This window comes from Pseudomonas sp. R1-7, assembly GCF_051132105.1.
GTDB lineage: Bacteria > Pseudomonadota > Gammaproteobacteria > Pseudomonadales > Pseudomonadaceae > Aquipseudomonas.
Genome location: NZ_CP071661.1, coordinates 2328022 through 2340001, shown reverse-complemented (window position 1 = coordinate 2340001; position 11980 = coordinate 2328022). Strand labels below are relative to the sequence as shown.

At 61.5% G+C, this 11980-nt stretch carries 16 protein-coding genes; 11 read left to right on the top strand and 5 right to left on the bottom strand.

The window, feature by feature from the left end; genetic code table 11:
* Positions 1-195: 195 nt before the first annotated feature.
* Both gorA and galU read right to left on the bottom strand, forming a co-directional pair.
* Positions 196-1551, bottom strand: a complete 1356-nt coding sequence (gorA, locus tag J3P79_RS10650; RefSeq protein ID WP_434610288.1) for a glutathione-disulfide reductase — start codon at positions 1549-1551, stop codon at positions 196-198.
* Positions 1552-1790: 239 nt separating this feature from the next.
* A complete protein-coding gene (gene galU, locus J3P79_RS10645; protein WP_039592970.1) occupies positions 1791-2630 on the bottom strand; it encodes a UTP--glucose-1-phosphate uridylyltransferase GalU in 840 nt (279 codons plus the stop codon).
* Positions 2631-2863: 233 nt separating this feature from the next.
* Here galU and J3P79_RS10640 point away from each other — a divergent pair, with 233 nt between their 5' ends.
* Positions 2864-3079: a hypothetical protein gene (locus tag J3P79_RS10640; RefSeq protein ID WP_039592969.1), complete on the top strand. Its 216-nt coding sequence runs from the start codon at positions 2864-2866 to the stop codon at positions 3077-3079.
* A gap of 111 nt (positions 3080-3190) precedes the next feature.
* Complete coding sequence (locus J3P79_RS10635) at positions 3191-3472, top strand: hypothetical protein (protein WP_434610285.1); 282 nt, start codon at positions 3191-3193, stop codon at positions 3470-3472.
* 42 nt (positions 3473-3514) lie between these two features.
* On the opposite strand, the gene J3P79_RS10630 is transcribed toward J3P79_RS10635, so the two are convergent.
* Together J3P79_RS10630 and J3P79_RS10625 are read right to left on the bottom strand one after the other, a co-directional pair.
* On the bottom strand, positions 3515-3745 hold the full coding sequence (locus J3P79_RS10630; protein ID WP_434610283.1) for a hypothetical protein: 231 nt from the start codon (positions 3743-3745) through the stop codon (positions 3515-3517).
* Between the two features lie 110 nt (positions 3746-3855).
* Positions 3856-4206: a hypothetical protein gene (locus J3P79_RS10625; RefSeq protein WP_434610281.1), complete on the bottom strand. Its 351-nt coding sequence runs from the start codon at positions 4204-4206 to the stop codon at positions 3856-3858.
* A gap of 206 nt (positions 4207-4412) precedes the next feature.
* On the opposite strand from J3P79_RS10625, the gene J3P79_RS10620 reads away from it, so the two are divergent.
* The 5 genes from J3P79_RS10620 to ada all read left to right on the top strand — a co-directional run bounded on the left by J3P79_RS10620 (position 4413) and on the right by ada (position 7594).
* Positions 4413-4715: a DUF1883 domain-containing protein gene (locus J3P79_RS10620; RefSeq protein ID WP_003182962.1), complete on the top strand. Its 303-nt coding sequence runs from the start codon at positions 4413-4415 to the stop codon at positions 4713-4715.
* 7 nt (positions 4716-4722) lie between these two features.
* The gene (locus J3P79_RS10615) at positions 4723-4914 is read left to right on the top strand and encodes a hypothetical protein (RefSeq protein ID WP_434611642.1); all 192 of its coding nucleotides are present in this window, start codon (positions 4723-4725) and stop codon (positions 4912-4914) included.
* Between the two features lie 132 nt (positions 4915-5046).
* On the top strand, positions 5047-5766 hold the full coding sequence (locus tag J3P79_RS10610) for a 2OG-Fe(II) oxygenase (protein WP_434610279.1): 720 nt from the start codon (positions 5047-5049) through the stop codon (positions 5764-5766).
* Positions 5753-6433 carry a DNA oxidative demethylase AlkB gene (gene alkB / locus J3P79_RS10605; protein ID WP_434610277.1) on the top strand — a complete coding sequence of 227 codons (681 nt, stop codon included), beginning with the start codon at positions 5753-5755 and terminating at the stop codon, positions 6431-6433. The genes J3P79_RS10610 and alkB overlap by 14 nt, the downstream gene beginning before the upstream one ends.
* Before the next feature lie 87 nt (positions 6434-6520).
* Entirely contained in the window at positions 6521-7594 is a 1074-nt protein-coding gene (ada, locus tag J3P79_RS10600) for a bifunctional DNA-binding transcriptional regulator/O6-methylguanine-DNA methyltransferase Ada (protein ID WP_434610275.1), read from the top strand.
* On the opposite strand, the gene J3P79_RS10595 is transcribed toward ada, so the two are convergent.
* Positions 7558-8046, bottom strand: coding sequence for a GyrI-like domain-containing protein (locus J3P79_RS10595; RefSeq protein WP_434610274.1), 489 nt, complete (start codon positions 8044-8046; stop codon positions 7558-7560). The two genes, ada and J3P79_RS10595, sit on opposite strands and share 37 nt — an antisense overlap.
* A gap of 148 nt (positions 8047-8194) precedes the next feature.
* On the opposite strand from J3P79_RS10595, the gene J3P79_RS10590 reads away from it, so the two are divergent.
* The 4 genes from J3P79_RS10590 to modC all read left to right on the top strand — a co-directional run bounded on the left by J3P79_RS10590 (position 8195) and on the right by modC (position 11901).
* Complete coding sequence (locus J3P79_RS10590; protein ID WP_434610272.1) at positions 8195-9256, top strand: NAD(P)H-dependent flavin oxidoreductase; 1062 nt, start codon at positions 8195-8197, stop codon at positions 9254-9256.
* A gap of 132 nt (positions 9257-9388) precedes the next feature.
* Entirely contained in the window at positions 9389-10138 is a 750-nt protein-coding gene (gene modA / locus J3P79_RS10585; RefSeq protein ID WP_434610271.1) for a molybdate ABC transporter substrate-binding protein, read from the top strand.
* Positions 10138-10818 carry a molybdate ABC transporter permease subunit gene (modB, locus tag J3P79_RS10580; RefSeq protein ID WP_434610270.1) on the top strand — a complete coding sequence of 227 codons (681 nt, stop codon included), beginning with the start codon at positions 10138-10140 and terminating at the stop codon, positions 10816-10818. Before modA ends, modB begins: the two co-directional genes overlap by 1 nt.
* Before the next feature lie 3 nt (positions 10819-10821).
* The gene (gene modC / locus J3P79_RS10575; RefSeq protein ID WP_434610268.1) at positions 10822-11901 is read left to right on the top strand and encodes a molybdenum ABC transporter ATP-binding protein; all 1080 of its coding nucleotides are present in this window, start codon (positions 10822-10824) and stop codon (positions 11899-11901) included.
* The last annotated feature ends 79 nt before the right edge of the window (positions 11902-11980 follow it).

Below are 11980 nucleotides of genomic sequence, written 5' to 3'. Positions count from 1 at the left end.
GAATCTTAGCCATTCATTTCGCCGTTGGCTCATTGCCAAAGCTCATGCAAATGATTGGTTTTGACTATCAGGAAACTATATAGATAGAAGAAATCTGTGGAGGCTGCCGCAGGCGCGATCAGTTGATCATGGCAGTTGCCTGACAGTTCACAGGGCTGGATCAACGGATCACAGCCCCATGGACGAAGGGGATAATCAGGCGGTAGGCGTACGCATGGTGACGAATTCTTCGGCGGCGGTCGGGTGCACACCGATGGTTTCATCGAAGTCGCGCTTGGTGGCGCCCGCCTTGAGCGCGATCGCCAGGCCCTGGACAATTTCCCCGGCGTCCGGCCCGACCATGTGGCATCCCAGCACTTTGTCGGTCCTGGCATCGACCACCAACTTCATCAACGTCCGCTCCTGGCAGTCAGTGAGGGTCAACTTCATTGGCCGGAAACGGCTTTCGAAAATCTGCACTTCGTGGCCCTCTTCCCGAGCCTGTTCTTCCGTCAGGCCAACCGTGCCGATGTTCGGCAGGCTGAACACCGCCGTGGGAATCATCCGGTAGTCCACCAGGCGATACTGTTCAGGCTTGAACAGGCGCCGCGCAACTGCCATGCCTTCGGCCAGCGCGACAGGGGTGAGCTGTACCCGACCGATCACGTCACCAATGGCCAGGATCGATGGCTCGGCGGTCTCGTATTCTTTATTCACCTGAACGAAGCCTTTTTCGTCCAGCGTCACGCCCGTGTTCTCCAGGCCGAGGTTGTCCAGCATCGGTCGGCGACCGGTGGCGTAGAACACGCAATCGGTCTCCAGCGTGCGCCCGTCCTTGAGCGTCACCTTGAGGCTGCCGTCGGTTTCCTTGTCGATGCGCTGGATGTCCGCGTTGAATTGCAGGTCCAGGCCACGACGCTGGAGCTCTTCGGCCAGGTGCTTGCGCACGGCGCCGTCGAAGCCGCGCAGGAACAAGTCACCGCGATAGAGCAAGGATGTTTGCGCGCCCATGCCATGGAAAATTCCGGCGAACTCCACCGCAATGTAGCCGCCGCCCACCACCAGCATGCGCTTGGGCAGCGTCTTGAGGAAAAACGCCTCGTTGGAACTGATGGCGTGCTCGCGCCCCGGGATGTCCGGGATCACCGGCCAGCCACCGGTGGCGATCATGATGTGCTTGGCGGTGTGGCGCTCGCCGTTGATCTCGACTTCATGAGGGCCGGTAATCCTGGCGTGGCCTTCATGTAATGTCACGCCACTGTTGATCAGCAGGTTGCGGTAGATACCGTTGAGCCGATTGATCTCGCGATCCTTGTTGGCAATCAGCGTGGCCCAGTCGAAACTCGCATCGCCCGCCGTCCAGCCATAGGCCGACGCTTGTTCGAAGTCCTCGGCGTAATGCGCGCCGTAGACCAGCAGTTTCTTCGGCACACAACCGACGTTAACGCAGGTACCGCCCAGGTAACGGCTTTCCGCCACGGCCACCTTGGCCCCGAAACCGGCGGCAAACCGCGCCGCTCGCACACCGCCGGAACCGGCGCCAATCACATACAGATCAAAATCGTAGGCCATCTTCTATCTCCTTCGGCAGGCCGTCAGCATACCTGCTGTTTCCGCGCGGAGCAGCCAGATCGGGCAGCGTTGCAGATGATTATGGGGATGGAAGCTGAAAAGCCAAACGGCATTTGCACGGGGCCCTTGTGGCGAGGGAGCTTACTCCCTCGCCACGGGTTTCAGCGCCCGCTGATTTGCAGGCAAAAAAAACGCCCCGAACCAGTCGGGGCGTTTTTTCAAGGCACGGTAGAGGCTTATCAGTAAGCTTTGCCGGTCTTGTAGAAGTTCTCGAAGCAGAAGTTGGTCGCGTCGATATAACCTTCGGCGCCACCGCAGTCAAAACGCTTGCCCTTGAACTTGTAGGCCATTACGCAGCCGTTCTGGGCCTGTTTCATCAGGGCGTCGGTGATCTGGATTTCACCGCCCTTGCCTGGCTCGGTCTGTTCGATCAGGTCGAAGATGTCCGGAGTGAGGATGTAGCGGCCGATGATAGCCAGGTTCGACGGCGCGTCTTCAGGCTTTGGTTTCTCAACCATGCTGTGAACGCGGTAGATGTCTTCGCGGATCATTTCGCCGGCGATGACACCGTACTTGTTGGTTTCCTGCGGATCCACTTCCTGGATCGCCACGATGGAGCAACGGAACTGCTTGTACAGCTTGACCATCTGGGTCAGTACGCCGTCACCTTCCAGGTTGACGCACAAGTCGTCCGCCAGGACCACGGCAAACGGTTCGTCACCGATCAGCGGGCGGCCGGTCAGGATCGCGTGGCCCAGGCCTTTCATTTCGGTCTGGCGGGTGTACGAGAACGAGCACTCGTCCAGCAACTTGCGAATGCCGACCAGGTATTTTTCCTTGTCGGTGCCCTTGATCTGGTTTTCCAACTCGTAGCTGATGTCGAAATGGTCTTCCAGGGCGCGCTTGCCACGGCCGGTGACGATGGAAATTTCCGTCAGGCCCGCATCCAGGGCTTCTTCGACGCCGTACTGGATCAGTGGCTTGTTCACCACCGGCAGCATTTCTTTGGGCATGGCTTTAGTCGCTGGCAGGAAGCGAGTACCGTAACCGGCTGCTGGGAACAAGCATTTCTTGATCATATAAGTCCTTGAAAAGGCGGTGTGTACAAGTTTCGGCGCAGTCTAATCAGCCGGCAGGCACCTTACAATGCCCGCGCTGGCCAACCGATGCCATCATAGAGAAATAAACCGGGCGATAGTTCAATCGCCTTTCGCTTCGATGGTTCCAGCGGTCCCCACTGTACGCCCATCGACGCTGTTTGCGAGCATTTGGCGTATCATGGCCGCCTTGATCCCGCCAATGAGGCAGTTAGATGTCGGCAACACAGAACGCAAACGGTTATTCGGTCAGCCAGGACAAGGACGGCCAATGGTGGATTATCAACTACCATGGCGAGCAGGTCGCCGGCCCCTTGCCCACCAAGACAATGGCGGTGGAAGTCGCCGCGGTATTCCAGGACGAGCGCTCTGCACCGGCGCCACGGGAACGCGAACAGGCTCCGGCACGCAATAATCGCCGCAAGAAATAATCAGCCGGCCCCACCCAAGCCCTGCTGCTCGGAAGGGGCCGCCGGTTTAGCTGTACCGGAATGGCCATTCGCTATAATCTCGCGCCATTCCTCCCCTCTCGATGACTCCTCATGAAGACATTCCTGGCTCTCTTTGCAGTCCTGGCCTTGGCAGGCTGTGCCTCGGCTGAAAAGACCTACCTGAACAACGGCGAACAAGGCCTGGCCATCGACTGTTCAGGCGAGGCCAATTCCTGGGCGGCTTGTTACGAGAAAGCGGATGCGTCCTGCGCCGGTACGGGTTACCGCATCGTCGGTACTGACGGCACCCCACAGGCCAACGACAGCCAGAAGACCCTCGGTGTCGACGTAGGAAACTACAACAGCCGCAGCGTTGTAGTCGTCTGCAAATAGACGTGTCCTGTTTCGCAAAGACGTTTCTTTTCTGGCGAGTGGCTAGATGTGGATCTCGGCGAACTTGATGCCCAGACCGCGCAAGGTCTCGATCAGGTCGTCGAGGCGTTCGAAGGATTCGACTTCGTCCTGATCGTCCACGAGAAAGAAACTGCGCCCGGCGCTTTTCTTGAAGAAGACGATCCATTCTCCAGCGCTCGCAGGGTTCTGGATCACATGAGTGGCCAGGATCAGCCCCTCTGCGTGGCGCTCGTGCACCTGTTCGCGTTTCATCGATCGGACTCCATGAATGACAATGCCGCCAACGGCGACCGTGGCGGCATTCTTGTATCGAGGGTGGCAGTTTAACCGATGCGCGGCCTGTCCGTCAGGACCCGCCCCGCTTAACCGGAAATGCAGGCATTGGCAGCGTCCTGCACATCGCCAGGACGCACGGGTACGTTGGACAGGCTTTCATGCAGCTTGATGCTGCTGCCGCTGGAGCGCTCCTCGATGTCGAACACCGCCGCCGGCAGCGCCGACAGCTTGCCGGGAACGATCACCCGGACGCCATTCTTTTGCGGCTCCATTTGCAACTGGCCGCGACTTCCCAGCAGTTTGTCGGCAACACACTTGGCGTATTCGTGAGGTTTCTTCCCGGAGATGACGCTCATGGTGGGCGGCGTCTGGTTGATGTCCGATACCGATGCACATCCACCCAAGGCCAAGGCCAGTACCCACACGCTGCGCTTCATATGATTCCTCCAATAAAGACCCTCCGACAATGCGAATGTCGTTTTTCTCCAACGCCCTTCCATTTTTTATCCGCAAAGGCCGGATAAATGGAAGACACCGAGGATCGGGGCCGGATATTAACTCACGGTGCTGATAAACTGCGCGCCATTATGATTGCTTCATCTTACTGTCTTGATTTGCAAGAAATGCCCTTCTGGAGGCGCCCATGAAATTCATCCACCAGCGCGAGCACCTCAACGAAGACGATATCGTCGTGATCGAATGCTCCCAAATGTGCAACATCCGTTTGATGAACGACGCCAATTTCCGTAGTTTCAAGAACGGTGGCCGGCACACCTACCACGGCGGCGCATTCGACACGTTCCCGGCAAGGATCACCGCCCCCAGTACCGGTTTCTGGAACATCACCATCGACACCGTCAACCGTCGCGCCATCAGCGTCACCCGCAAGCCGACCCTGACCCACAAGATCAAGATCATCCGGCGCTCCAGCTCGAAGCTGAGCTGAGTAGCCCTTGTCCAAGATAGGTAATACCGTGGCCCCGACGACCAAATACGTTATCAAGTACAAACTCAACGGTGAACGCCGCTTCGAGTTCGCGCAACTGCAAACCGGCGCTGAGGAAGAAGCCATGGCCGCGCTGAAAAAGCTGCATGGCGACACGGATGATGAGATCACCGAGCTCAAGGTCAGCAAGGCGCTATAAAGCCTGCCCAGCTGTTTTCTGTGGCGAGGGCGCTTGCTCCCTCGCCACAGGAACGCTTCACACCGCAAGAATCGGGGTGCCTGCACCGCGGCATTCTTCAGACTGACCAGTCCTTCCAACAGGATTGCAATCATGTCCCCAACGTCCTCCCTGCCCCAACACCTCGCCGACCTGGACTGGCCCAGCCTGGCGGAAAGCCTCGACCAGGACGGCTGCGCGATCATTCGCAACCTGCTGTCGGCAACGCAATGTCGGAAGTTGAGTAGTTTGTATGCGGACTCCGGGCTTTTTCGTTCGCGGATAATCATGGCTCACCATGGATTCGGGCGCGGCGAGTATCAGTATTTTGCCTATCCACTGCCTGACGCAATCCAGCAACTGCGCCAGTCGCTGTACCCGATGCTGGTACCGCTGGCCAATCGCTGGAACGAGTGCATGGGCCTGGACGCGCGCTACCCGGACAAACATGCCGACTTTATCCAACGCTGCCACGCCGCCGGGCAGCAACGTCCCACCCCGTTGCTCCTGCAGTACGCGCCCGAGGACTACAACTGCCTGCACCAGGATCTTTATGGCGAGCACGTGTTCCCGTTGCAGGTGGCAATCCTGCTGTCGGAACCGGGAGAGGATTTTACCGGGGGCGAGTTTGTCCTCACGGAGCAGCGCCCACGCATGCAATCGCGGCCCCAGGTTATCGACTTGAAACAAGGCGATGCCTTGGTGTTCGCCGTACATCAGCGGCCGGTCAAAGGCATTCGCGGTTATTATCGAGTCAACTTGCGCCATGGCGTCAGCCGTGTGCACAGCGGCCGCCGGCATACACTCGGGATCATTTTTCATGATGCGCAATGACGACACGCCCATCACCCTCGACCTCTTCGCCGACCAGGCGCCCACCACGCCCGGCCAGGTCGAGCAGATCGGCCAGCAGTCCTTCGTACTGCGCGGGTTTGCCCTGCCCTGGCTCGACCGTTTGCTGCCAGCGCTGGAAAGCGTCCTGCAGGCGGCGCCGTTCCGGCAGATGGTCACGCCCGGCGGTTTCACCATGTCGGTGGCCTTGACCAGTTGTGGCGCGCTCGGCTGGACCACCGACCGCAGCGGCTATCGCTACACCGCCCATGATCCGCAGACCGGCCACCCCTGGCCCGCCATGCCGGCAGTGTTTCGCGAGCTGGCCCGCGCTGCTGCCAAGCAGGCGGGGTTCGAACACTTCGAGCCCGATGCCTGCCTTATCAACCGCTACGTGCCCGGCGCACGCATGTCGCTGCACCAGGACAAGAACGAACGTTCCCAGACAGCCCCCGTGGTCTCACTCTCCCTTGGACTGCCAGCGACATTCCAGTTCGGCGGGTTCGAGCGCGGCGACAAAAGCCAGCGCATCCCGTTGTTCCATGGCGACATCGCGGTCTGGGGTGGCGTGGACCGGTTGCGCTACCACGGTGTGCTGCCGCTCAAGCCGGGAGAGCATCCACGCCTGGGCGCCCAGCGCATCAACCTGACGTTCCGCATGGCGGGATAAAGGCGCAGAATTCAACCGCAAGACCCGGAGTGTCGTCAGCTGGATGGCTCGCTAATCTAGCCAAAACGGGCCAATGGAATAACGACCATGAACAGCACTTCGAATACCCTCGCCCCTGATCAGGACCCTCGCTGGGCCGCCGTGCTCGCGCGCGATGCGCGCGCCGACGGGCAATTTGTCTATGGCGTGAAGACCACCGGCATCTATTGCCACCCCAGCAGCCTGTCGCGCCTGCCGAACCCGCGCAATGTCGAGTTCTTCGATACGCCGGAACAGGCCCAGGCTGCCGGCTACCGCCCTAGCAGACGCCTGGCGAGGGACCAGACCCAGATCGCCGCGCAACAAGCGGCGCGGGTCGCGGCCGCCTGCCGCCAGATCGAGGCGGCCGACGACCTGCCTGGCCTGAATGACCTCGCGAAGACGGCAGGCTTGAGCCCCTTTCATTTCCACCGAGTCTTCAAATCCGTCACCGGCCTGACCCCAAAGGCCTACGCCGCCGCCCATCGCTCGCGCAAAGTGCGCGAACGCCTGGCCGACGCCGGCTCTGTGACCGAAGCGCTGTACGACGCAGGTTTCAATTCCAACAGCCGCTTCTATGAAGCCGCCGACAAAGTCCTTGGCATGAAACCCGCGGACTACCGGGCCGCTGGGCAAAACACCGACATTCGCTTTGCCGTCGGCCAGTGCTCCCTCGGGGCGATCCTGGTGGCGCAAAGCGAGCGTGGCGTGTGCGCGATCCTGCTGGGGGACGATCCGGACGTGCTGGTGCGCGACCTGCAAGATAAATTCCGCCGCGCCAACCTCATCGGCGCCGACAGGGAATTCGAACAATTGATCGCCCAAGTGGTGGGGTTTATCGAAGCGCCGGCCCTAGGCCTGGACTTACCGCTGGACCTGCGCGGCACCGCGTTCCAGGAACGGGTCTGGCAGGCCCTGCGGGAAATTCCACCGGGCAGCACCGCCAGCTATGCCGAGATTGCCCAGCGCATCGGCTTGCCGAAAGCGGTTCGCGCCGTGGCCCAGGCCTGCGGCGCCAACAGCCTCGCCGTGGCGATACCCTGTCATCGGGTAGTACGCAGCGACGGCAACTTGTCGGGTTATCGCTGGGGCGTGGAGCGCAAGCGTCAATTGCTGGCGCTGGAACGCTCGCCTGAGGATTGAATGCCGATATAGATCGCGACCGAATCAGGCGCGTTGTACACCTCGAAATCAGTGGCGAACCGGCGCACTGTCTGCGGATTATCGGCGAAGTAGGCCCAGATCAGCCCCCAGGCCTGGATCACGCAATCGGGCATTTCCCCCTTGGCCGAGAACACCAGGTAGTCCCCGCCCTCGATATCAACGGCCGGGTAGCCTGCGCTCGTCGCATCGACCTGCACCCCCGCCGTCACGTCGAAATAACCGGTGGCATCGGACTCGTAGCCGGAATACACCCCGTAGACGAACGAATCTGACTGACGGGCCGGGATCTGGTCGAACAGACCTTCGGTGAAGAACTGCTGCCACATCGGGCCGATTTTCGCGGTCTCGCCCTGCTGCTCGTCGGCGTTGCGGGTGTGCACCTGCAATCCGGCGACCGTGAAGGGTTCGACAGTCCTGAGTTTCACGTCCATGGGTCGGGCTCCTTGATGGTAGAAGTCCGCATCGTACCGATCCTTGCGTCGGGATCAACCCGGGCATCGATTGAAAAACTCGACTGGCCCTGGCCGGGTCACACCTGCTAAAAACAGCGTTTCCTTCTGCCGTCGGAGACACCCGGACATGAGTCAGTGGCCAGACACCCGCATTCTCGACCTGCTCGGCATCGAGCATCCGATCATCCAGGGGCCGTTGGCTGGCGTGACCGGTCCGGCCATGGTGGTCGCCACGTCCAATGCCGGTGGGATGGGCTCGATGCCTGCGGCGATGCTGGATGTGGCACAACTGCGCCAGGCACTGACGGACATTGCCGAACAAACCGACAAGCCATTCAGCGTGAATTTTTTCAGCCACCAACCGCCGGTTTTTGATGAGCAACGGGCCGAGGCCTGGAAACAACGACTCAAGCCCTATTACGAGGAGCTTGGCGCCGATTTTGACGCGCCGACGCCGGTGTCCAATCGCACGCCGTTCGACGATGCGGCCTGCCGCGTGCTGGAAGAACTGCGGCCCAAGGTGGTCAGCTTCCACTTCGGCCTGCCGGAAAAATCCCTGCTCGATCGGGTCAAGGCCACCGGGGCGAAAATCCTCTCCTCGGCCACCACCGTCGAGGAAGCCATCTGGCTCGAGCAGCACGGCTGCGACGCGATCATCGCCATGGGTTATGAAGCCGGCGGTCATCGCGGGATGTTCCTCAGTGACGACCTCAACACCCAGGTTGGCCTGTTCGCCCTGCTGCCACAAGTGGTGGACGCGGTGAAGGTGCCGGTGATCGCCGCTGGCGGTATCGGTGATGCGCGGGGAATCATCGCCGCGTTTGCCCTGGGCGCGTCGGCGGTGCAACTGGGCAGCGCCTATCTGTTCACGCCCGAGGCGAAGATCAGCGCGTCCCATCATCGGGCGTTGCGCACGGCCAAGGAAAGCCAGACGGCGGTCACCAACCTGTTCACCGGTCGCCCGGCCCGAGGGATCGTCAACCGCGTGATGCGCGAAGTCGGCCCAATGAGCCCGCTCGCCCCGGCATTCCCTCTGGCGGGCGGCGCATTGATGCCCCTTCGCGCGAAGAATGAAGCTGATTTCGCCAATCTCTGGGCCGGCCAGGCGTTTCCCATGGGCCGTGAGTTGCCGAGTGGCGAGTTGACGCGGCGTCTGGCTGAGGAGGCGCTGGCTCGGTTCAAGGGCTGAGCGCAAGCCTGACAGTCCCCGGCGCTTGACCGGACGCTATCGCTGACTTCTGACAAAATACCGCGTTCCGTTTGTCAGCCGTTCGCTATATATTCCGCTATATAGCGAACTCGCTTTTACGGAACCCTGTCCATGCGTGCTATCCATTTCGCCCCACTGCTGGCTGCCTGTCTTTATGCCAACGCAGCCATAGCCGATGAGGTGCAAGTCGCCGTCGCTTCCAATTTCACCGCGCCGATCCAGGCCATCGCCGCCGGTTTCGAGACGGACACCGGACACAAACTGATCGCCGCGTACGGCGCGACCGGGCAGTTCTATACCCAGATCAAGAACGGCGCGCCGTTCGAGGTGTTCCTGGCCGCTGACGACACAACTGCGGCCCGGCTGGAAAACGAAGGCGATGCCGTCAAGGGTTCGCGCTTCACCTATGCCGTCGGCACGCTGGCGTTATGGTCGGCCAAGGACGATTACGTCGACGGCAAGGGCCAGGTCCTGCGCAAAAACGCGTTCCAGCACCTGTCCATCGCGAACCCGAAAACCGCGCCCTATGGCCTAGCCGCCACCCAGGTCTTGGCTAGACTGGGGCTCACCGCGCAGGTCAAGGCCAAGATCGTCGAAGGCCAGAACATCACCCAGGCCTACCAGTTCGCTTCCACCGGCAATGCCGAGCTCGGCTTCGTCGCCCTGTCCCAGGTATTCAAGGACGGCAAGCTGGCCAGCGGTTCCGCGTGGATTGTCCCGGACGAACTGCACGACCCGATCAAGCAGGACGCCGTGATCCTCGGCAAGGGCCGGGACAACCCTGCTGCCCGGGCGCTGATGGACTATCTGAAGGGCCCCAAAGCCGCCGCCATCATCCAAGCCTACGGTTACAAACCCTGATGCCGCTGACCGACGCCGATTACGCCGCCATCTGGCTGACCCTGAAACTGGCGTCGCTGACCACGGTGATCCTGTTGCTCATCGGCACGCCCATTGCCTTGTGGCTGTCGCGCACCCAGTCGCGGCTTCGCGGCCCGGTGGGCGCGGTAGTGGCCCTGCCGTTGGTGCTGCCACCGACCGTGATCGGCTTCTATCTGCTGTTGGCTTTGGGCCCCAACGGCTGGATCGGACAGTTTACCCAGGCGCTCGGGCTCGGCACCCTCACCTTCAGCTTTACCGGGTTGGTGATCGGCTCGGTGATCTATTCGATGCCTTTCGTGGTGCAGCCGCTGCAAAACGCCTTTTCCGCGATCGGCAGCCGTCCACTGGAAGTCGCCGCCACCCTGCGGGCCGGGCCGTGGGACACCTTCTTCAGCGTTATCCTGCCCTTGGCCCGACCCGGCTTCATCACCGCCGCGATCCTCGGCTTCGCCCACACGGTCGGCGAATTTGGCGTGGTGCTGATGATCGGCGGCAACATCCCCGAGAAGACCCGGGTGGTGTCGGTGCAGATCTACGACCATGTCGAAGCCCTTGAATACACCCAGGCCCATTGGCTGGCGGCGGCGATGCTGGTGTTTTCTTTCCTGGTGCTGCTGGCGCTGTACTCCAGCCGCCGTACCCGCGCCGGTTGGAGCTGATCGATGATCCAAGCGAGATTTCAACTCGACCACGGCCCCTTTTCCCTGGACCTGGACGTCCAACTGCCTGGCCGGGGCGTGACGGCGCTGTACGGCGAATCCGGCTCCGGCAAGACCACCTGTCTGCGCTGCATCGCCGGTTTGGACCGGCCCGCGCGGGGCTTCGTCGAGGTCAATGGCGAGGTGTGGCAGGACAGCGAACGTGGGGTTTTCGTGCCGCCTCACAAGCGAGCGCTGGGGTACGTTTTCCAGGAGGCGAGCCTGTTCGATCACTTGTCGGTACGCGATAACTTGCTGTTCGGCCTCAAGCGCGTTGCCGCGGCGCAACGGCGCGTGGACATCGAGCACGCAACAGGACTGCTCGGCATCGGCCACCTCCTCGACAGGCAACCGCACAACCTCTCCGGCGGCGAACGCCAGCGCGTCGGCATCGCCCGCGCCTTGCTGACCAGCCCGCGCCTGTTGCTGATGGATGAACCGCTGGCGGCCCTCGATAGCCGCCGCAAGAACGAGATCCTGCCTTACCTGCAACGGCTCCACGATGAACTGGACATCCCGGTGTTGTACGTCAGCCATTCCCAGGACGAAGTGGCGCGCCTGGCCGATCACATCGTCCTGCTGGAGGCCGGGCGTGCCTTGGCCAGCGGGCCGATCGGCGAGACCCTGGCCCGGCTCGACCTGCCATTGGCCATGGGCGACGACGCGGGCGTAGTGATCCAGGGCAACGTCGTCGGTTACGACCCGGACTATCAGTTGCTCACCCTGACCCTGCCCGACAGCCAACTCAACGTGCGGGTCACCCACACGCCACTGGCTGTCGGGCAGCCGCTGCGTTTCAAGGTCCAGGCCCGGGACGTCAGCCTGAGCCTGGCAAACGATGCGCAGACCAGCATCCTCAATCGATTGCCGGTGACGGTCGTCAGCGAACTGGCCGGTGACAACGCCGCCCATGTGTTGATCCGCATGGAAGCCGCCGGCACACCGCTGCTGGCGCGAATCACCCGGTATTCCCGCGACCAGTTGAAGCTGCATCCTGGGCAGGTGTTGTGGGCACAGATCAAGGCGGTGGCGGTGTTGGCGTAGCCTTCCTGCGCACAGACGATCCCCTGTGGGAGCGATGGGTGAGATGAGAAACTCGGCACGACCGCAACGGCCAGCGGTC

Excerpts from the sequence above, each read along its gene's own strand:
- gorA (WP_434610288.1), bottom strand. The coding sequence starts at position 1,551 with ATGGCCTACGATTTTGATCTGTATGTGATTGGCGCCGGTTCCGGCGGT.
- galU (WP_039592970.1), bottom strand. The coding sequence starts at position 2,630 with ATGATCAAGAAATGCTTGTTCCCAGCAGCCGGTTACGGTACTCGCTTC.
- J3P79_RS10640 (WP_039592969.1), top strand. The coding sequence starts at position 2,864 with ATGTCGGCAACACAGAACGCAAACGGTTATTCGGTCAGCCAGGACAAG.
- J3P79_RS10635 (WP_434610285.1), top strand. The coding sequence starts at position 3,191 with ATGAAGACATTCCTGGCTCTCTTTGCAGTCCTGGCCTTGGCAGGCTGT.
- J3P79_RS10630 (WP_434610283.1), bottom strand. The coding sequence starts at position 3,745 with ATGAAACGCGAACAGGTGCACGAGCGCCACGCAGAGGGGCTGATCCTG.
- J3P79_RS10625 (WP_434610281.1), bottom strand. The coding sequence starts at position 4,206 with ATGAAGCGCAGCGTGTGGGTACTGGCCTTGGCCTTGGGTGGATGTGCA.
- J3P79_RS10620 (WP_003182962.1), top strand. The coding sequence starts at position 4,413 with ATGAAATTCATCCACCAGCGCGAGCACCTCAACGAAGACGATATCGTC.
- J3P79_RS10610 (WP_434610279.1), top strand. The coding sequence starts at position 5,047 with ATGTCCCCAACGTCCTCCCTGCCCCAACACCTCGCCGACCTGGACTGG.
- alkB (WP_434610277.1), top strand. The coding sequence starts at position 5,753 with ATGATGCGCAATGACGACACGCCCATCACCCTCGACCTCTTCGCCGAC.
- ada (WP_434610275.1), top strand. The coding sequence starts at position 6,521 with ATGAACAGCACTTCGAATACCCTCGCCCCTGATCAGGACCCTCGCTGG.
- J3P79_RS10595 (WP_434610274.1), bottom strand. The coding sequence starts at position 8,046 with ATGGACGTGAAACTCAGGACTGTCGAACCCTTCACGGTCGCCGGATTG.
- J3P79_RS10590 (WP_434610272.1), top strand. The coding sequence starts at position 8,195 with ATGAGTCAGTGGCCAGACACCCGCATTCTCGACCTGCTCGGCATCGAG.
- modA (WP_434610271.1), top strand. The coding sequence starts at position 9,389 with ATGCGTGCTATCCATTTCGCCCCACTGCTGGCTGCCTGTCTTTATGCC.
- modB (WP_434610270.1), top strand. The coding sequence starts at position 10,138 with ATGCCGCTGACCGACGCCGATTACGCCGCCATCTGGCTGACCCTGAAA.
- modC (WP_434610268.1), top strand. The coding sequence starts at position 10,822 with ATGATCCAAGCGAGATTTCAACTCGACCACGGCCCCTTTTCCCTGGAC.